A 17829-nucleotide genomic window follows, 5' to 3' on the forward strand; every position below is an offset into this window, starting at 1 on the left:
TAATATTTCGTCACACATTCACTGCCTAGGCAGTCATTAGGTGCGCAAATGAAGCATTTCACCCCCGACGAATTCAAGAACTGCCATCTGGGCCTGCTGCTGGGCCGCGCCGCGTTGCTCAAGGACCGGATCATCGATACCCACATGGAGCCCCACGGCATCACCGCCGCGCAGTTCAAGGTGCTGATCATCGTGGCCCAGTACGGCGTCGATACACCGGCCGAGCTGTGCCGGCACCTGTCGCTGGACAGCGGTTCGATGACCCGCATGCTCGACCGTCTGGAGCAGAAAGGCTTCCTGATCCGCCAGCGCAGCGAAGACGATCGCCGTCAGGTGCGGCTGAAGCTGACGGAGCAGGGCCAGCAACTGGCCGACCGCCTGCCGCAGATCGGCGCCGACGCCATGAACGAACTGGCCGGGGCGATCACGCCCGACGAGCTGGTGACCCTGCAACACATCCTCAAGAAAATTCTGCTGGCCGCCGGCGACTCGATCACCGTGCTGCGCCTGGGTGAGCACAATGAGCGGTAAGACCTTGCGCAGCGGCGTGACGCTGCTGCTGTCGGCGATGATCCTCGCCGGCTGCGCCAACTACAGCGGCCTCGAAACCGAAGGCGTGCGGCTCGACGCCAAAAGCCTGAAGGCAGGACAGTCGCTCGACGGCGTGACCCTGTCGCCCGCCGCCTGGCCGAAAAGCGACTGGTGGACCGGCCTCGGCGATCCCCAGCTCGACGGCCTGATCCGCGAAGCCCTGCGCGACAGCCCGGACATGCAGATCGCCGAAGCCCGCGCCCACCAGGCCAACGCCGCCGCGTCCGCCGCCGATGCCGAACGCTACCCGACCCTCGACGCCAGCGCCGGCATCAGCCGTTCGCGCCTGGCCCGCGACCAGGATCCGCGGGGGCAGGGCGGGGCGTACTCCACCGTGCGCAACCTCAGCGCCGGCTTCAACTACAACTTCGACCTGTGGGGCGGCCAGCGTGACGCGTGGGAAGCGGCCCTGGGCCAGGCCCGCGCCGCCGAAGTCGACCGCCAGGCCGCGCAACTGACCTTGGCCGCCGACGTGGCCCGGGCCTACAGCGACCTCGGTCAGGCGCACATCGTCCACGACCTGGCCAGCGAAGACCTCAAGCGCACCCGGCAGATGCTCGACCTGAGCGAGCGGCGCCTGCGTTCCGGCATCGACAGCCAATACCAGCTGCAACAGACCCAAAGCCTGGAGGCCAGCTCCGAAGCCAGCCTGGTCGACGCGGAAAAACGCCTGAACAGCGCCAAGATCGCCCTGGCCGTGCTGCTCGGCAAAGGCCCGGACCGCGGCAACGAAATCGCCCGGCCGAACGTCCTCAAGGCCAGCGCCGTGGCGCTGCCGTCGGTGCTGCCGGCCGAACTGCTCGGCCGTCGCCCGGACCTGGTGGCCGCACGCTGGCGCGTGGAGGCCGCGAGCAAGGACATCGCCTCGGCCAAGACCCGCTTCTACCCCAACCTGAACCTGACGGCCGCCGCCGGCGCCGAGTCCTTGCTGGGCGACGCGATGTTCGGTTCCGCCAGCCGCTTCTTCAACATCGCGCCGACCCTGTCCGTGCCGATCTTCGACGGCGGACGCTTGCGGGCCAACCTCGACGCCAAGGACGCCGACTACGACCTGGCGGTGGCGCAGTACAACAAAAGCCTGGTGAAAGCATTGGGCGATGTCAGCGACAGCCTCAACCAGTTGCGTGACATCGGCCGGCAGATCGGCGCCCAGCAGCATGCGACCGAGATCGCCCAGGAGTCCTACAACACCGTCGTCCAGCGTTACGGTTCCGGCATCGGCAACTACCTGGACGTGCTCAGCATCGAGCAGCAACTGCTGCAGGCCCAGCGACAGCTGGCCAGCCTCAACGCCGAGCAGATCGACCTGTCGATTCAACTGATGCAAGCGCTGGGCGGCGGCTTCCAGGGTGACACCCTGACCGCAGCCAATACCGCTCCAGCCACGCCGCACAACTAAATCAAGGTACTTGCCATGGCCACTGCGCAAAACACTCAAGCTCAAGACAACGCTCAAGACACCGGCAACCCGCGCAAGCGCAAGGCGATGCTGGCGGGGCTGGCCCTTGCGGTCGCCGTCGCCTGCGCCGGCGTCTGGGGCTATCACCAGTTCTACGGCCGCTTCAGCGAAAGCACCGACGACGCCTACGTCAACGGCAACGTGGTCGAGATCACGCCGTTGGTGACCGGCACCGTGGTCAGCATCGGAGCCGACGACGGCGACCTGGTGCAAGAAGGCCAGGTGCTGGTGAACTTCGACCCGAACGACGCCGAAGTCGGCCTGCAGAGCGCCCAGGCCAAACTGGCCCGCACCGTGCGCCAGGTGCGCGGCCTGTACAGCAACGTCGACGGCATGAAAGCCCAGGTCAACGCCCAGCAGGCCGAAGTGCAGAAGGCCCAGGACAACTTCAACCGCCGCAAGAACCTCGCCGCCGGCGGGGCGATTTCCCAGGAAGAGCTGTCCCACGCCCGTGACGACCTGACCTCGGCGCAGAACGCCCTGGCCAACGCCAAGCAGCAACTCAAGACCACCAGTGCGCTGGTCGATGACACCGTGGTGTCGTCGCACCCGGACGTGATGGCCGCCGCCGCCGAACTGCGTCAGGCCTACCTGAACAACGCGCGCAGCACGCTGATCGCGCCGGTCACCGGTTATGTCGCCAAGCGCACCGTCCAGCTGGGCCAACGCGTGCAGCCGGGCACCGCGCTGATGGCGGTGATCCCGCTGAACCAACTGTGGATCGACGCCAACTTCAAGGAAACCCAGTTGCGCGACATGCGCATGGGCCAGCCGGTGGAGATCGAGTCGGACATCTACGGCAGCGACGTGAAGTACAGCGGCACCGTGGACAGCCTCGGCGCCGGCACCGGCAGCGCGTTCGCCCTGCTGCCGGCGCAGAACGCCACCGGCAACTGGATCAAGATCGTCCAGCGCGTGCCGGTGCGCATCCACATCAACGCCGAAGAGCTGGCCAAGCATCCGCTGCGCGTGGGTCTGTCGACCAACGTCGAGGTCAACCTGCACGACCAGAGCGGTCCGGTGCTGGCCCAGCAGCCGCCGCAGAAGGCGTCGTTCACCACCAGCGTGTATGACCGTCAGCTGTCCGAGGCCGACGCGATGATCACCCAGTTGATCCACGACAACAGCGCCGCCGTCAGCAAGACCGCGCAACGCTGACACCCTCCCTGTGGGAGCGGGCTTGCCCGCGAAGGCGACCATCCCGGCAACGCAGATGCCGGCAAGAGCGTCGCCCTCGCGCGCCCGCTTGCTCCTACAAACAGGCTCCAAGGATCCGCAATGAGCAATAACGCCTCTTTTGCGCCGCCCAGCCTGGTGCTCAGCACCATCGGCCTGTCGCTGGCGACCTTCATGCAAGTGCTCGACACCACCATCGCCAACGTGGCGCTGCCGACCATCTCCGGCAACCTCGGCGTGAGTTCGGAGCAGGGCACCTGGGTGATCACCTCGTTTGCCGTGAGCAACGCCATCGCGCTGCCGCTCACCGGCTGGCTGAGCCGGCGCTTCGGCGAGGTGAAGCTGTTCCTGTGGGCGACCATGCTGTTCGTGCTGGCCTCGTTCCTGTGCGGCATTTCCACGTCGATGCCGGAACTGATCGGCTTTCGCGTCCTGCAAGGGCTGGTGGCCGGTCCCCTGTACCCGATGACCCAGACCCTGCTGATCGCGGTCTACCCGCCGGCCAGGCGCGGCATGGCCCTGGCGTTGCTGGCGATGGTCACGGTGGTGGCGCCGATCGCCGGCCCCATCCTCGGCGGCTGGATCACCGATAGCTACAGCTGGCCGTGGATCTTCTTCATCAACGTGCCCATCGGGATCTTCGCGGTGATGGTGGTGCGCCAGCAACTGGCCAAGCGGCCGGTGGTCACCAGCCGTCAGCCGATGGATTACGTGGGGCTGATCTCATTGATCATCGGCGTCGGCGCGTTGCAGGTGATCCTCGACAAGGGCAATGACCTGGACTGGTTCGAGTCGAGCTTCATCATCATCGGCGCGGCGATCTCGGTGGTGGCGCTGGCGGTGTTCGTGATCTGGGAAATGACCGACCGGCACCCGGTGGTCAACCTGCGCCTGTTCTCGCACCGCAACTTTCGCATCGGCACGCTGGTGCTGGTGTTGGGCTACGCCGGGTTCTTCGGCATCAACCTGATCCTGCCGCAATGGCTGCAGACCCAGATGGGCTACACCGCCACCTGGGCCGGGCTGGCGGTGGCGCCGATCGGGATCTTGCCGGTGGTGCTGTCGCCGTTCGTCGGCAAGTACGCGCACAAGTTCGACCTGCGCCTGCTGGCGGGGCTGGCGTTCCTGGCGATCGGCCTGAGCTGCTTCATGCGCGCCGAGTTCACCAACGAGGTGGACTTCCAGCACGTCGCCCTCGTGCAGCTGTTCATGGGCATCGGCGTGGCGCTGTTCTTCATGCCGACCCTGAGCATCCTGATGTCCGACCTGCCGCCGCACCAGATCGCCGACGGCGCCGGGCTGGCGACGTTCCTGCGTACCCTGGGCGGCAGCTTCGCGGCCTCGCTGACCACCTGGATCTGGATCCGCCGCGCCGACCAGCACCATGCCTACATGAGCGAAAGCATCAGCACCTACGAGCCGGCCACCCGGGAGGCGCTGAACAACCTGGGCGGGGCGGGCAACCCGGCGTATGCGCAACTGGATCATGTGCTGACCGGCCAGGCCTACATGCTTTCCACCGTGGACTATTTCACGCTGCTGGGGTGGGGGTTCATGGCGCTGATCCTGATCGTGTGGCTGGCCAAGCCGCCGTTTTCCGCCAAGGCGGGGCCGGAGGCCAGCGGCCACTGAGGTGTGCGCTTTGGCGTCCTTGCGGACGCTATCGCCAGCCTGCTGGCGATGACGCCGGTTCAGGCGCCGCAGGATTAAGGCGCGGGAGAAGGCAACGCCGGCGGCGGAGCGAAATCGAACGGCGCCAGCGCAAAGCCGTTGTCGTCCACCTGCAATGCCCAGCCCTGGCGGTCCCAGTCCCCCAGCACGATCCGCTTGGCCGCCTGGTCGCCCAGTTGCAGCTTGTGGATGGCCGGCCGGTGGGTGTGGCCGTGGATCAGGGTCTTCACCCCGTGTTCCTGCATGATCCGCGGGATTTCCTCGGGCGTGACGTCGACGATGTCATTGGCCTTCATCCGCGTCTGCGCACGGCTTTCGCTGCGCAGCTTGCGCGCCAGCTTGTGCCGCGTGCCCAAGGGCAGGTGGCGCAGGATGAACAGGGTGACGGGGTTGCGCAGGTAGCGGCGCAGCTTCATGTAGGCTTCGTCGCGGGTGCACAGGCTGTCGCCGTGCATCAGCAGGACGGGTTCGCCGTTGAGTTGCACGACACTCGGATCCTTCAGCAGCGTGCAGCCGGCCTCTTTGCAGAAGGCCTGGCCGAGCAGGAAGTCGCGGTTGCCGTGCATCAGAAAGATTGCGGTGCCGCTGTCGCTCAGTTCGCGCAGGGCCCGGCAGATGGAACGCTGGAACGGAGTCATGGCATCGTCGCCGATCCACGCCTCGAAAAAGTCGCCCAGGATGTACAGCGCACTCGCCGAGCGGGCGCGTCCGGCGAGCAAATCCAGAAACGCCCGGGTGATGTCCGGGCGCTCCTCTTCCAGATGCAAGTCTGAAATCAGCAATATCACGCTTCGATGATCTCGGCTTTCTCGATGATCACGTCGTCTTTCGGCACGTCCTGGTGGCCGGCCTTGGAGGTGGTGGACACGCCTTCGATCTTGTCGACCACGTCGGTGCCTTCAACCACTTTGCCGAACACGGCGTAGCCCCAGCCCTGAACGGTCTTGCCGGTGTGGTTCAGGAAGCTGTTGTCGGAGGCGTTGATGAAGAACTGCGCCGAAGCCGAATGCGGCTCCATGGTGCGGGCCATGGCGATGGTGTACTTGTCGTTCTTCAGGCCGTTGTCGGCTTCGTTCTGGATGCTCGGGCTCTTGTCTTTCTTTTCCGACATGCCCGGCTCGAAACCGCCGCCCTGGATCATGAAGCCCTTGATGACGCGGTGGAACACGACGTTTTCGTAGTGACCTTTCTTAACGTATTCGATGAAGTTGGCCACGGTGATCGGGGCCTTTTCAGCGTTCAGTTCGATGACGATGTCACCGTGGTTGGTGGTCAGTTTGACTTGAGTCATGGTCAGTACTCTTTATAAGGAATTCGTGGTCTTGGAGCCTCAGGCCCCGCAACCGGTTCAGCCGGTTTCGGCCAAGGTGCGCAGTTTAGCGTGACGGGCGCGAATTTCGAGGCTGTTTTTCACCGGTCCGCGATTAAATGCGTTCCTTTTGTGGGGCCTGCTCTGTCAGCCCCTTGACGGCATCGGCTATGATAGCGGCTTTGTTTTGTCTGGCCCCCTCACGGCGGCCGCGCACATGTACGTCAAGGATCCTATGAGCAAGCCCACCGTCGACCCGACCTCGAACGCCAAGACCGGCCCAGCCGTGCCGGTCAATTTCCTGCGCCCGATCATCCAGGCGGATCTGGACTCGGGCAAGCACACGCAGATCGTCACCCGTTTCCCGCCTGAGCCCAACGGCTACCTGCACATCGGCCACGCCAAGTCGATCTGCGTGAACTTCGGCCTGGCCCAGGAGTTCGGCGGCGTCACCCACCTGCGTTTCGACGACACCAACCCGGCCAAGGAAGACCAGGAATACATCGACGCCATCGAAAGCGACGTCAAATGGCTGGGCTTCGAATGGGCCGGCGAAGTGCGCTACGCCTCGCAGTACTTCGACCAGCTGCACGACTGGGCCGTCGAGCTGATCAAGGCCGGCAAGGCCTACGTCTGCGACCTGACGCCCGACCAGGCCAAGGAATACCGCGGCAGCCTGACCGAGGCCGGCAAGGACAGCCCGTTCCGCTACCGTTCGGTGGAAGAGAACCTGGACTGGTTCGCCCGCATGCGCGCCGGCGAGTTCCCGGACGGCGCCCGCGTGCTGCGCGCCAAGATCGACATGGCCTCGCCGAACATGAACCTGCGCGACCCGATCCTGTACCGCATCCGCCACGCCCATCACCACCAGACGGGCGACAAGTGGTGCATCTACCCCAACTACGACTTCACCCACGGTCAGTCGGACGCCATCGAAGGCATCACCCACTCGATCTGCACCCTGGAGTTCGAAGGCCACCGTCCGCTGTACGACTGGTTCCTCGACAACCTGTCGGTGCCGGCGCACCCGCGCCAGTACGAGTTCAGTCGCCTGAACCTGAACTACACCATCACCAGCAAGCGCAAGCTCAAGCAACTGGTCGACGAGAAGCACGTCAACGGCTGGGACGATCCGCGCATGTCCACGCTGTCGGGCTTCCGCCGCCGTGGCTACACGCCGAAATCGATCCGCAACTTCTGCGAAATGATCGGCACCAACCGTTCCGACGGCGTGGTGGACTTCGGCATGCTTGAGTTCAGCATCCGCGACGACCTCGACCAGAGCGCGCCGCGCGCCATGTGCGTGCTGCGTCCGCTGAAGGTGGTCATCACCAATTACCCGGAAGGCCAGGTCGAGAACCTCGAACTGCCGTGCCACCCGAAAGAGGACATGGGCGTACGCGTCCTGCCGTTCGCCCGGGAAATCTACATCGACCGCGACGACTTCATGGAAGAGCCGCCCAAGGGCTACAAGCGCCTGGAGCCGGCCGGCGAAGTGCGCCTGCGCGGCAGCTACGTGATCCGTGCGGACGAGGCCATCAAGGATGCCGACGGCAACATCGTCGAGCTGCGCTGCTCGTACGACCCGGACACCCTGGGCAAGAACCCTGAAGGCCGCAAGGTCAAGGGCGTGATCCACTGGGTGCCGGCGGCCGCCAGCGTCGAGTGCGAAGTGCGCCTGTACGATCGCCTGTTCCGTTCTCCGAACCCGGAGAAGGCCGAGGACGGCGCCAGCTTCCTGGACAACATCAACCCTGACTCCCTGCAGGTCCTCACCGGTTGTCGTGCCGAACCTTCGCTCGGCAACGCACAGCCGGAAGACCGTTTCCAGTTCGAGCGCGAAGGCTACTTCGTCGCAGACATCAAGGACTCGAAACCGGGCGCACCGGTATTCAACCGTACCGTGACCCTGCGCGACTCCTGGGGTCAGTGATTCAGTCAAGGAATTAACGTGCTTACGATCTACAACACGCTCACCAAGAGCAAAGAAGCCTTCAAGCCGCTGGACGGCAACAAGGTGCGCATGTACGTGTGCGGCATGACCGTGTACGACTTCTGCCACCTGGGCCACGGCCGCAGCATGGTCGCGTTCGACCTGGTGACCCGCTGGCTGCGGTTCAGCGGCTACGACCTGACCTATGTGCGCAACATCACCGACATCGACGACAAGATCATCAACCGGGCCAACGAGAACGGCGAGTCGTTCGAAGCGCTGACCGAGCGCATGATCGCGGCGATGCACGAGGACGAAGCGCGCCTGAACATCCTCAAGCCGGACATGGAACCGCGTGCCACCGACCACATCCCGGGCATGCACGCGATGATCCAGACCCTGATCGACAAGGGCTACGCCTACGCGCCGGGCAACGGCGACGTGTACTACCGCGTCGGCAAGTTCATGGGCTACGGCAAGCTGTCGCGCAAGAAGATCGAAGACCTGCGCATCGGCGCGCGGATCGAGGTCGACGAGGCCAAGCAGGATCCGCTGGACTTCGTGCTGTGGAAAGCGGCCAAGCCGGGCGAGCCGAGCTGGGAATCGCCGTGGGGCGCCGGGCGTCCGGGCTGGCACATCGAGTGCTCGGTGATGTCCACCTGCTGCCTGGGCGAGACCTTCGACATCCACGGCGGCGGCAGCGACCTGGAGTTCCCGCACCACGAGAACGAGATCGCCCAGAGCGAGGCGGCCACCGGCAAGACCTACGCCAACGCGTGGATGCACTGCGGCATGATCCGCATCAATGGCGAGAAGATGTCCAAGTCCTTGAACAACTTCTTCACCATCCGCGACGTGCTCGACAAGTACCACCCGGAAGTCGTGCGTTACTTGCTGGTGTCGAGCCACTACCGCAGCGCGATCAACTATTCGGAAGACAACCTCAAGGACGCCAAGGGCGCCCTGGAGCGTTTCTACCATGCGTTGAAAGGCCTGCCGGCCGTGGCGCCGGCCGGTGGCGAGGCGTTCGTCGAGCGTTTCACCACGGTGATGAACGACGACTTCGGCACGCCGGAAGCCTGTGCGGTGCTGTTCGAGATGGTGCGCGAGATCAACCGCCTGCGCGAAAGCGACATCGACGCGGCGGCCGGTCTGGCGGCGCGCCTGAAGGAACTGGCCAGCGTGCTGGGCGTGCTGCAGCTGGAGGCCGACGACTTCCTGCAGGCCGGCGCCGAAGGGCGTGTCGATGCGGCCGAGGTCGAAGCGCTGATCGCTGCACGCCTGGCGGCGCGGGCCGGCAAGGACTGGGCCGAATCCGACCGCATCCGCGACCAGCTCACCGCCATGGGCGTGGTGCTGGAAGACGGCAAGGGCGGCACGACCTGGCGTCTGGCTGACTGATTGCCGTTGCTTGCCGCAAAACAAAACCCGCCTTGTGCGGGTTTTGTTTTTTTGCTGCCTCAGGATCCTGAGGCGTCCGGGCTGACGCTATCGCTGGCAAGCCAGCTCCCACAAATTTCACAGGTGTTCATCAGTTTTGCGGACGACTCAATTCCCTGTGGGAGCTGGCTTGCCAGCGATCAGGCCCGCCCGTCTAGTGCGTCATTCAGCCTGGCGCAACCGCTTGTACAAGGTGTTGCGGCTGACCCCCAATCGCCGCGCCAAGTGGGAAATGTTCCCTCCGGCTGCCCGCAACTCCCGGTTCAGCGCTTCGGCATCGTTCAGGTCGATTTCCAACGGCGCCATCGTCTCCACCGGCTCCATCTCCAGATCGACAAAAAAATCATCCGGCAAGTGTTCGGGTCGCACCGGTTGATCTTCGGCCATGGCAAGCGCCACCTGCATCACGCTGCTGACCTGGCGCAGGTTGCCGGGCCACGGATGACGGCCAAACAATTCCAGCACCTCCTGGCTCAACCCCGCCCATTGCGTGGGTTCGCGATGCTGTTCCCATAACCGTTTGAACAGCGCCTCCTTATCGCTGCGCTCGCGCAAGGGCGGCAGTTCCAGCGTCAGGCCGCCGATGCGGTAATACAGGTCTTCGCGAAAGCGCCCCAGCTGCACCTGTTCGCGCAACGAGCGGTTGGTGGCGGAGATGATCCGCAAGTCCACCGGGAACAGCTCGCCGCTGCCCACCGGCTGCACGCAACGCTCCTGCAGCACCCGCAGCAGGCGGGCCTGGGTCGGCAGGGGCATGTCGCCGATCTCGTCGAGGAACAGCGTGCCTTTGTCGGCCTTGCGGATCAGGCCGATGCTGCCTTTCTGGTTGGCGCCGGTGAACGCACCCTTTTCGTAGCCGAACAGTTCGGACTCCACCAGTTCGGCGGGGATCGCCGCGCAGTTGACGGCGATGAACGCCTGTTTGCTGCGGGAGCTGGCCTGGTGCAAGGCCTTGACGAAGACTTCCTTGCCGACGCCGGTCTCGCCGTGGATCAGCAGCGGAATGTCTTTCTCCAGCAGGCGTTCGGCCTGGCGCACGGCCTTTTCCACGCGGCTGTCGCCGAAGTGCAGGGTGCCCAGGCTGACGGCGGCGGGCGCAGCCGCCTTCGGTTCGGCGAACACCCGGGGCTGGACGAGCGCCTGTTTCGGCCGCCTCAGCAGGCACTGGAAGCGGTTGCGCCCTGCGGTCTGCAACGCGAACGGCAGGCCGTCGGGCTGGTTGATCAATTCCAGCAGCGACACCTGGAACAGGCTTTCGACGCTCACCCGCGACAGGCGCAGGCCCAGCAGGTTGTCGGCCCGGCGGTTGGCCGACAGCACCTGGCCGCTTTCGTCGAAGACCAAAAGCCCGGCCCACTGGCTGTCGAGGTTGTTCAACCCGGTGTTGAAGGTCAGCTCGAAGTGCTGGCCGCGGAACAGGTTGAGGATCAGCCGGTTCTCCACGGTCTGGCTCATCATCTTGACCATGCCCAGGGTGTGGGAGGGCGGCAGGTAGCTGTCGCTGGAGACGTCCAGCACCGCGATCACCTTGCGTTCGGCGTCGAAGATCGGCGCGGCCGAACCGGTCATGAAGCGGTTGGCCTTGAGGAAATGCTCGTCGTGCTCGATGTGCACCGCCTGCTCGCAGGCCAGGGCCGTGCCGATGGCGTTGGTGCCGCTGGAGCGTTCCATCCAGCTGGCGCCGGCCTGGAAACCCCGGGCCTGGTTCGGCTCGATGAAGCGCTGGGTGCCCCAGGACGTCAGCACCTGGCCCTGGTTGTCGGCGAGCATGATCAGGCAGTTGGAGTTGCTCAGGATGTTCTCGTAGTAGGGCAGCACTTCCTGGTGGGTGGTCTGCACCAGCGAGTGGTGGCTGTCGAGCAGGCGGGCGATGCCGGCGGCGGGCAACTGGTCGAACGCCGGGACGCTCTGATGGCTCAGGCCGTAGGCGCGGCAGCGGGACCAGGAGGTCTGGACGATGGCGTCATGGGACAGCGGCGGGGCGGGTGCGGCCATGGCGGTCAGCCTCCGGATGCAGCGTTCTTATTGTTGTTATGGGGCCCACGGAACCGGGCGAAAGCCTCGGTAGAGTGTTGTTCACCTGTGTTCATTGTCAATCGCCGAGGTGTTCAAATGTGTTCAGCAATGAACAGGGTTTGTCGGCGCTTTCGGCGATTTTCGCGACAAATCAACGGCTTGGGATTTCTGGCACGAATGTCGCTCTGCTGCACACGCCACAGGACTCCAACAATAAAAAGGCCGAGCCATGTCACTCACCCTGGAGCATGTCAGCCGCACCGTCGAGGGCCAGACCTGGATCGACGATGCCTGCCTGACCTTCGAACCCGGATCCTTCAACGTTCTGCTGGGGCGCACGCTGTCCGGCAAGACCAGCCTGATGCGCCTGATGGCCGGGCTGGACAAGCCCGACAGCGGCCGCATCCTGATGAACGGCGTCGATGTCACCCAGCGCCCGGTGCGGTTGCGCAACGTGTCGATGGTCTATCAGCAGTTCATCAATTACCCGACCATGACGGTGTTCGATAACATCGCCTCGCCGCTGCGCCAGGCCGGGATCGCCGACGACGTGATCCAGGGCAAGGTGCTGGAGACGGCGAAGATGCTGCGCATCGAGAAGTTCCTCAAGCGCCATCCGCTGGAACTGTCCGGCGGCCAGCAGCAGCGCACGGCCATGGCCCGGGCGCTGGTCAAGGACGCCGAGCTGATCCTGTTCGACGAACCGCTGGTCAACCTCGACTACAAGCTGCGCGAGGAACTGCGCCAGGAAATGCGCGAGCTGTTCAAGGCCCGCCACACCATCGCCGTCTACGCCACCACCGAGCCCAACGAGGCGCTGGCCCTGGGCGGCACCACCACCATCCTTCACGAGGGCCGGGTGATCCAGAGCGGCGTCTCGACCGAGGTCTACCAGCAGCCCAAGACCGTGCTGGCCGCCGAGCTGTTCTCCGAGCCGCCGATCAACCTGATGCCGGGCCGGATCGCCGGCAACGAGGTGAGCTTCGCCAACTTCGTGCACTTCCCGCTGAACGTCGACCTGCGCCCGGTGGGCGAGGGCGAATTCCGCTTCGGCGTGCGTCCCAGCCACATCTCGCTGGTGCCGAGCAACGATGACGACCTGGAGCTGGCGGTCACCGTCGAAGTGGCGGAGATCAGCGGCTCGGAAACCTTCCTGCACGTGCGCAACGAGCATTTCCTGCTGGTGCTGCACCTGCCGGGCGTCCACGAGTACGACGTCGACGCGCCGATCCGCATCTACATCCCCACCCATAAACTGTTCGTGTTCGATGCGCAGGGCCGTCTGGTGCAGGCACCGGGCCGGCGCGTCGCGAGGGTCGCCTGATGGCCGAGATCCGCTTGCAGCACCTGGCCCACAGCTACACCCGCACCCCGGCGGGGCCTGAGGACTACGCGATCCGCGAGATGGACCACGTCTGGGAGCAGGGCGGCGCGTATGCCTTGCTCGGCCCGTCGGGGTGCGGCAAGTCCACCTTGCTCAACATCATTTCCGGCCTGCTCAGCCCGTCGCAGGGGCATGTGCTGTTCGACGGCAAAGCGGTCAACGACCTGTCGCCGGAGCAGCGCAACATCGCCCAGGTGTTCCAGTTCCCGGTGGTCTACGACACCATGACGGTGTTCGACAACCTGGCGTTCCCGCTGCGCAACCAGGGGCTGGCGGAGGCGAAGGTGCACAGCAAGGTGCAGGAGATCGCCGACGTCCTCGACCTGCAGAGCCTGCTGAACAAGAAGGCCCGCAACCTCACCGCCGACGAAAAGCAGAAAGTCTCCATGGGCCGCGGGCTGGTGCGCGACGATGTCTCGGCGATCCTGTTCGACGAGCCGCTGACGGTGATCGACCCGCACCTGAAATGGAAACTGCGGCGCAAGCTCAAGCAGATCCACGAGCAGTTCAACATCACCATGGTCTACGTCACCCACGATCAGCTGGAGGCCTCGACCTTCGCCGACAAGATCGCGGTGATGTACGGCGGCCAGATCGTCCAGTTCGGCACGCCGCGGGAACTGTTCGAGCGGCCGAGCCACACCTTCGTCGGCTACTTCATCGGCAGCCCGGGGATGAACCTGATCGAGGTGCAGCCGCAGCCCGGCGGGGTGGGGTTCGCCTCGACCCACCTGCCGTTGTCCGAGGCCCTGCAGCGCCACATCGAGCACGGCCAATGGAAGAACCTCAAGGTCGGCATCCGCCCCGAGTTCGTCCATGTCTGGGACGAGCCGTTCGAGGACGCCCTGCAGGCCAAGGTCGTGCACGTCGAAGACCTCGGCACCTACAAGATCCTCACCCTCAACCTCGACGGCGTGCCGCTCAAGGTGCGCCTGGCCGAAGACAAGCCGGTGCCCCAGGGCATTGCGCACATCAGTTTTCCGGCCCAGTGGCTGATGGTGTACGCCGACGAGTTCCTGCTCGACACCACCGACGACAGCGAGGTGCTGCCATGAACAAGGTGCAGAACAACAAGGCCTGGTGGCTGGTGCTGCCGGTGTTCCTGCTGGTGGCGTTCAGCGCCGTGATCCCGATGATGACGGTGGTCAACTACTCGGTGCAGGACATCTTCGACCAGTCCAGCCGCTACTTCGTCGGCGCCGACTGGTACCGGCAGGTGCTGCTCGACCCGCGCCTGCACGACTCGCTGCTGCGCCAGTTCATCTATTCGGCCTGCGTGCTGGTGATCGAGATCCCGCTGGGCATCGCCATCGCCCTGACCATGCCGACCAAGGGCCGCTGGTCGTCGGTGGTGCTGATCGTACTGGCGATCCCGCTGCTGATCCCGTGGAACGTGGTGGGCACCATCTGGCAGATCTTCGGCCGCGCCGACATCGGCCTGCTCGGGGCGGGCCTCAATGCCGTGGGCATCAGCTACAACTACGCGGCCAACACCATGGACGCCTGGGTCACGGTGCTGGTGATGGACGTGTGGCACTGGACGTCGCTGGTGGCGCTGCTGTGCTTCTCCGGCCTGCGGGCGATCCCCGACGTGTACTACCAGGCGGCGCGGATCGACCGGGCCTCGGCCTGGGCGGTGTTCCGCCACATTCAGTTGCCCAAGCTGAAAAGCGTGCTGCTGATCGCGGTGATGCTGCGCTTCATGGACAGTTTCATGATCTACACCGAGCCGTTCGTGCTCACCGGCGGCGGGCCGGGCAACGCCACCACGTTCCTGAGCCAGACGCTGACCCAGATGGCCGTCGGCCAATTCGATCTGGGGCCGGCGGCGGCGTTCTCGCTGGTGTACTTCCTGATCATCCTGCTGGTGTCCTGGCTGTTCTACACGGCCATGACCCACAACGACGCCAACCGCTGAGGCCCGGCCATGAGCAAGAGAAAGCTGATTCCGCTGCTGGTGTACATCCTGTTCCTGCTGGTGCCGATCTACTGGCTGCTGAACATGTCGTTCAAGAGCAACACCGAGATCCTCGGCGGGCTGACGGTGTTTCCCCAGGACTTCACCTGGCACAACTACAAGGTGATCTTCACCGACCCGAGCTGGTACACCGGCTACCTCAACTCGCTGTACTACGTGAGCCTGAACACGGTGATTTCCCTGAGTGTGGCGCTGCCGGCGGCCTATGCGTTCTCGCGCTACCGGTTCCTGGGCGACAAGCACCTGTTCTTCTGGCTGCTGACCAACCGCATGGCGCCGCCGGCGGTGTTCCTGCTGCCGTTCTTCCAGCTGTATTCGTCGATCGGCCTGTTCGACACCCACATCGCGGTGGCGCTGGCCCACTGCCTGTTCAACGTGCCGCTGGCGGTGTGGATCCTGGAGGGCTTCATGTCCGGGGTGCCCAAGGAAATCGACGAGACCGCCTACATCGACGGCTACAGTTTCCCCAAGTTCTTCGTGAAGATCTTCATCCCGCTGATCGGCTCCGGCATCGGCGTCACGGCGTTCTTCTGCTTCATGTTTTCCTGGGTCGAGCTGCTGTTGGCGCGCACGCTGACGTCGGTGAACGCCAAGCCCATCGCGGCGGTGATGACCCGCACGGTGTCCGCGTCGGGCATCGACTGGGGCGTGCTGGCGGCGGCGGGGGTGTTGACCATTTTGCCGGGCATGCTGGTGATCTGGTTTGTCCGCAACCACGTGGCCAAGGGCTTTGCCCTGGGCCGGGTATGAGGAACCGATGATGGAATGGATGAGCTGGACGATCCCGACGGCGGCGTTCTTTGGCGTCATCGCCCTGATCCTGGTGGCCATGACCACCTGGGAACTGCGTTCGCCAAGCGTTGTGCGCAAAGGTTTCCTGCCGATCGCCACCACCCGTGGCGACCGCTTGTTCATCGGTCTTCTGGGCAGCGCCTACCTGCATTTGCTGGTGATCGGCGTCACCGGTTGGAGCATCTGGATAGCGTTTGCGTTGTCTGTGGTGTGGCTGTTGGCTGTGATGCGTTGGGGGTGACCGAATCGCTCGGCGATGCGGCTCCGGAACTTAAACAGGAGGTCTCTATGTTCGACAAAAACAATAAGCTGCGACATAGCATTTCATTGGCGGCCCTGCTGGCCTTGAGCGGTCTGAGCGCTTCGGCCTGGGCCGATGCCTACGAAGAGGCGGCGAAGAAGTGGATCGGCAGCGAGTTCAAGCCGTCCACCCTGACGGCCGATCAGCAACTGGCGGAACTGAAGTGGTTCATCAAGGCCGCCGAGCCGTTTCGCGGGATGGACATCAAGGTCGTCTCGGAAACCCTGACCACCCACGAGTATGAGTCCAAGGTGCTGGCCAAGGCCTTCACCGAAATCACCGGGATCAAGGTCACCCACGACCTGCTCCAGGAAGGCGACGTGGTGGAGAAGCTGCAGACCGTGATGCAGTCGGACAAGAGCATCTATGACGGTTGGGTCAACGACTCCGACCTGATCGGCACGCATTTTCGCTACGGCAAGACCGAAGCGATCAGCGACCTGATGGCCAACGAAGGCAAGGACTTCACTTCGCCGACCCTGGATCTCAAGGACTTCATCGGCACCTCGTTCACCACCGCGCCGGACGGCAAGCTGTACCAATTGCCCGACCAGCAGTTCGCCAACCTGTACTGGTTCCGCGCCGACTGGTTCGAGCGCGCGGACCTGAAGGCCAAGTTCAAGGAAAAGTACGGCTATGAGCTGGGCGTGCCGGTGAACTGGTCGGCCTACGAGGACATCGCCAAGTTCTTTAGCGAAGACGTCAAGGAAATCGACGGCAAGCGCATCTACGGGCACATGGACTACGGCAAGAAGGATCCGTCCCTGGGCTGGCGCTTCACCGACGCCTGGTTCTCCATGGCCGGCGGCGGCGACAAGGGCCTGCCCAACGGCTTGCCGGTGGACGAGTGGGGGATCCGCGTCGAGGATTGCCATCCGGTGGGCTCCAGCGTGACCCGCGGCGGCGACACCAACGGCCCGGCGGCGGTGTTCGCCACCACCAAATACGTCGACTGGCTGAAGAAGTACGCGCCGCCGGAAGCCGCAGGCATGACCTTCTCCGAGTCGGGGCCGGTGCCGTCCCAGGGCAACATCGCCCAGCAGATCTTCTGGTACACCGCGTTCACCGCCGACATGACCAAGCCGGGCCTGCCGGTGGTCAACGCCGACGGCACGCCGAAATGGCGGATGGCGCCGTCGCCGCGCGGGCCGTACTGGGAAGAGGGGATGAAGCTGGGCTATCAGGACGTGGGTTCTTGGACGTTCATGAAATCCACGCCCGAGAAGCAGAAGCTCGCGGCCTGGCTGTACGCGCAGTTCGTGACCTCGAAAACCGTGTCGCTGAAGAAAACCATCGTCGGCCTGACGCCGATCCGCGAGTCGGACATCAACTCCCAGGCCATGACCGACCTGGCGCCCAAGCTCGGCGGCCTGGTGGAGTTCTACCGCAGCCCGGCCCGCATCCAGTGGACGCCGACCGGCACCAACGTGCCTGACTACCCGCGCCTGGCGCAGCTGTGGTGGAGCCACATCGCCGAAGCCGCCAGCGGCGACAAGACCCCGCAGCAAGCCCTCGACGGCCTGGCCAAGGATCAGGACGCGATCATGACCCGCCTGGAACGCTCCAAGGCCCAGGCCACCTGCGCGCCGAAAATGAACCCCGAGCGCGATGCGCAATACTGGTTCGACCAACCCGGCGCACCGAAGCCGAAACTGGCCAACGAAAAGCCCAAGGGCGAGACCGTGAGCTACAACGAACTGCTCAAGTCGTGGGAGGCGGCGCGCAAGTGAGGGCGGGGACGTAACGAATGAACGGCACCGGAAGGTGCCGTTCTTGTTT

15 protein-coding genes are annotated in these 17829 nt (G+C 64.5%); 12 read left to right on the forward strand and 3 right to left on the reverse strand.

Going from position 1 to position 17829, the window contains the following annotated elements; translation table 11 throughout:
• Positions 1–48 precede the first annotated feature (48 nt).
• The 4 genes from CAG31_RS08205 to CAG31_RS08220 all read left to right on the forward strand — a co-directional run bounded on the left by CAG31_RS08205 (position 49) and on the right by CAG31_RS08220 (position 4858).
• Positions 49–531 carry a MarR family winged helix-turn-helix transcriptional regulator gene (locus tag CAG31_RS08205; protein WP_085579733.1) on the forward strand — a complete coding sequence of 161 codons (483 nt, stop codon included), beginning with the start codon at positions 49–51 and terminating at the stop codon, positions 529–531.
• Entirely contained in the window at positions 521–1990 is a 1470-nt protein-coding gene (locus CAG31_RS08210) for an efflux transporter outer membrane subunit (RefSeq protein WP_085579735.1), read from the forward strand. Before CAG31_RS08205 ends, CAG31_RS08210 begins: the two co-directional genes overlap by 11 nt.
• 15 nt (positions 1991–2005) lie before the next feature.
• Entirely contained in the window at positions 2006–3208 is a 1203-nt protein-coding gene (locus CAG31_RS08215; protein ID WP_085579737.1) for an HlyD family efflux transporter periplasmic adaptor subunit, read from the forward strand.
• Positions 3209–3328: 120 nt separating this feature from the next.
• The gene (locus tag CAG31_RS08220; protein WP_085579739.1) at positions 3329–4858 is read left to right on the forward strand and encodes a DHA2 family efflux MFS transporter permease subunit; all 1530 of its coding nucleotides are present in this window, start codon (positions 3329–3331) and stop codon (positions 4856–4858) included.
• Positions 4859–4932: 74 nt separating this feature from the next.
• Here the strand turns inward: CAG31_RS08220 and lpxH are convergent, their stop codons facing one another.
• Positions 4933–5685 carry a UDP-2,3-diacylglucosamine diphosphatase gene (gene lpxH, locus CAG31_RS08225; RefSeq protein ID WP_085579741.1) on the reverse strand — a complete coding sequence of 251 codons (753 nt, stop codon included), beginning with the start codon at positions 5683–5685 and terminating at the stop codon, positions 4933–4935.
• Complete coding sequence (locus CAG31_RS08230) at positions 5682–6188, reverse strand: peptidylprolyl isomerase (RefSeq protein ID WP_085579743.1); 507 nt, start codon at positions 6186–6188, stop codon at positions 5682–5684. The genes lpxH and CAG31_RS08230 overlap by 4 nt, the downstream gene beginning before the upstream one ends.
• A 253-nt stretch (positions 6189–6441) precedes the next feature.
• Between CAG31_RS08230 and CAG31_RS08235 the strand changes: the two genes are divergently transcribed.
• Both CAG31_RS08235 and cysS read left to right on the forward strand, forming a co-directional pair.
• The gene (locus tag CAG31_RS08235) at positions 6442–8139 is read left to right on the forward strand and encodes a glutamine--tRNA ligase/YqeY domain fusion protein (RefSeq protein WP_085579745.1); all 1698 of its coding nucleotides are present in this window, start codon (positions 6442–6444) and stop codon (positions 8137–8139) included.
• Between the two features lie 18 nt (positions 8140–8157).
• Positions 8158–9540 carry a cysteine--tRNA ligase gene (cysS, locus tag CAG31_RS08240; RefSeq protein WP_085579747.1) on the forward strand — a complete coding sequence of 461 codons (1383 nt, stop codon included), beginning with the start codon at positions 8158–8160 and terminating at the stop codon, positions 9538–9540.
• A gap of 201 nt (positions 9541–9741) precedes the next feature.
• Here the strand turns inward: cysS and CAG31_RS08245 are convergent, their stop codons facing one another.
• Positions 9742–11574 (reverse strand): sigma-54-dependent Fis family transcriptional regulator, encoded by a 1833-nt coding sequence (locus CAG31_RS08245; RefSeq protein ID WP_085579749.1) that lies wholly within the window; start codon positions 11572–11574, stop codon positions 9742–9744.
• Positions 11575–11824: 250 nt separating this feature from the next.
• Here CAG31_RS08245 and CAG31_RS08250 point away from each other — a divergent pair, with 250 nt between their 5' ends.
• The 6 genes from CAG31_RS08250 to CAG31_RS08275 are packed head-to-tail and all read left to right on the forward strand — an operon-like array spanning position 11825 to position 17780.
• Positions 11825–12919 (forward strand): ABC transporter ATP-binding protein, encoded by a 1095-nt coding sequence (locus tag CAG31_RS08250; protein WP_085579751.1) that lies wholly within the window; start codon positions 11825–11827, stop codon positions 12917–12919.
• A complete protein-coding gene (locus tag CAG31_RS08255; RefSeq protein WP_085579753.1) occupies positions 12919–14034 on the forward strand; it encodes an ABC transporter ATP-binding protein in 1116 nt (371 codons plus the stop codon). Before CAG31_RS08250 ends, CAG31_RS08255 begins: the two co-directional genes overlap by 1 nt.
• Positions 14031–14897, forward strand: a complete 867-nt coding sequence (locus tag CAG31_RS08260; RefSeq protein ID WP_085579755.1) for a carbohydrate ABC transporter permease — start codon at positions 14031–14033, stop codon at positions 14895–14897. Before CAG31_RS08255 ends, CAG31_RS08260 begins: the two co-directional genes overlap by 4 nt.
• Before the next feature lie 9 nt (positions 14898–14906).
• A complete protein-coding gene (locus tag CAG31_RS08265) occupies positions 14907–15707 on the forward strand; it encodes a carbohydrate ABC transporter permease (protein ID WP_085579757.1) in 801 nt (266 codons plus the stop codon).
• Between the two features lie 10 nt (positions 15708–15717).
• Positions 15718–15990 (forward strand): DUF2160 domain-containing protein, encoded by a 273-nt coding sequence (locus CAG31_RS08270; RefSeq protein ID WP_085580095.1) that lies wholly within the window; start codon positions 15718–15720, stop codon positions 15988–15990.
• Between the two features lie 47 nt (positions 15991–16037).
• Positions 16038–17780, forward strand: a complete 1743-nt coding sequence (locus CAG31_RS08275; RefSeq protein WP_085579759.1) for an ABC transporter substrate-binding protein — start codon at positions 16038–16040, stop codon at positions 17778–17780.
• The last annotated feature ends 49 nt before the right edge of the window (positions 17781–17829 follow it).

The organism is Pseudomonas sp. R25(2017) (genome assembly GCF_002112565.1).
Lineage (GTDB): Bacteria > Pseudomonadota > Gammaproteobacteria > Pseudomonadales > Pseudomonadaceae > Aquipseudomonas > Aquipseudomonas ekonensis.

Excerpts from the sequence above, each read along its gene's own strand:
- CAG31_RS08235 (WP_085579745.1), top strand. The coding sequence starts at position 6,442 with ATGAGCAAGCCCACCGTCGACCCGACCTCGAACGCCAAGACCGGCCCA.
- CAG31_RS08205 (WP_085579733.1), top strand. The coding sequence starts at position 49 with ATGAAGCATTTCACCCCCGACGAATTCAAGAACTGCCATCTGGGCCTG.
- CAG31_RS08255 (WP_085579753.1), top strand. The coding sequence starts at position 12,919 with ATGGCCGAGATCCGCTTGCAGCACCTGGCCCACAGCTACACCCGCACC.
- CAG31_RS08210 (WP_085579735.1), top strand. The coding sequence starts at position 521 with ATGAGCGGTAAGACCTTGCGCAGCGGCGTGACGCTGCTGCTGTCGGCG.
- CAG31_RS08215 (WP_085579737.1), top strand. The coding sequence starts at position 2,006 with ATGGCCACTGCGCAAAACACTCAAGCTCAAGACAACGCTCAAGACACC.
- CAG31_RS08245 (WP_085579749.1), bottom strand. The coding sequence starts at position 11,574 with ATGGCCGCACCCGCCCCGCCGCTGTCCCATGACGCCATCGTCCAGACC.
- CAG31_RS08270 (WP_085580095.1), top strand. The coding sequence starts at position 15,718 with ATGGAATGGATGAGCTGGACGATCCCGACGGCGGCGTTCTTTGGCGTC.
- CAG31_RS08275 (WP_085579759.1), top strand. The coding sequence starts at position 16,038 with ATGTTCGACAAAAACAATAAGCTGCGACATAGCATTTCATTGGCGGCC.
- CAG31_RS08250 (WP_085579751.1), top strand. The coding sequence starts at position 11,825 with ATGTCACTCACCCTGGAGCATGTCAGCCGCACCGTCGAGGGCCAGACC.
- CAG31_RS08260 (WP_085579755.1), top strand. The coding sequence starts at position 14,031 with ATGAACAAGGTGCAGAACAACAAGGCCTGGTGGCTGGTGCTGCCGGTG.
- CAG31_RS08220 (WP_085579739.1), top strand. The coding sequence starts at position 3,329 with ATGAGCAATAACGCCTCTTTTGCGCCGCCCAGCCTGGTGCTCAGCACC.
- CAG31_RS08265 (WP_085579757.1), top strand. The coding sequence starts at position 14,907 with ATGAGCAAGAGAAAGCTGATTCCGCTGCTGGTGTACATCCTGTTCCTG.
- CAG31_RS08230 (WP_085579743.1), bottom strand. The coding sequence starts at position 6,188 with ATGACTCAAGTCAAACTGACCACCAACCACGGTGACATCGTCATCGAA.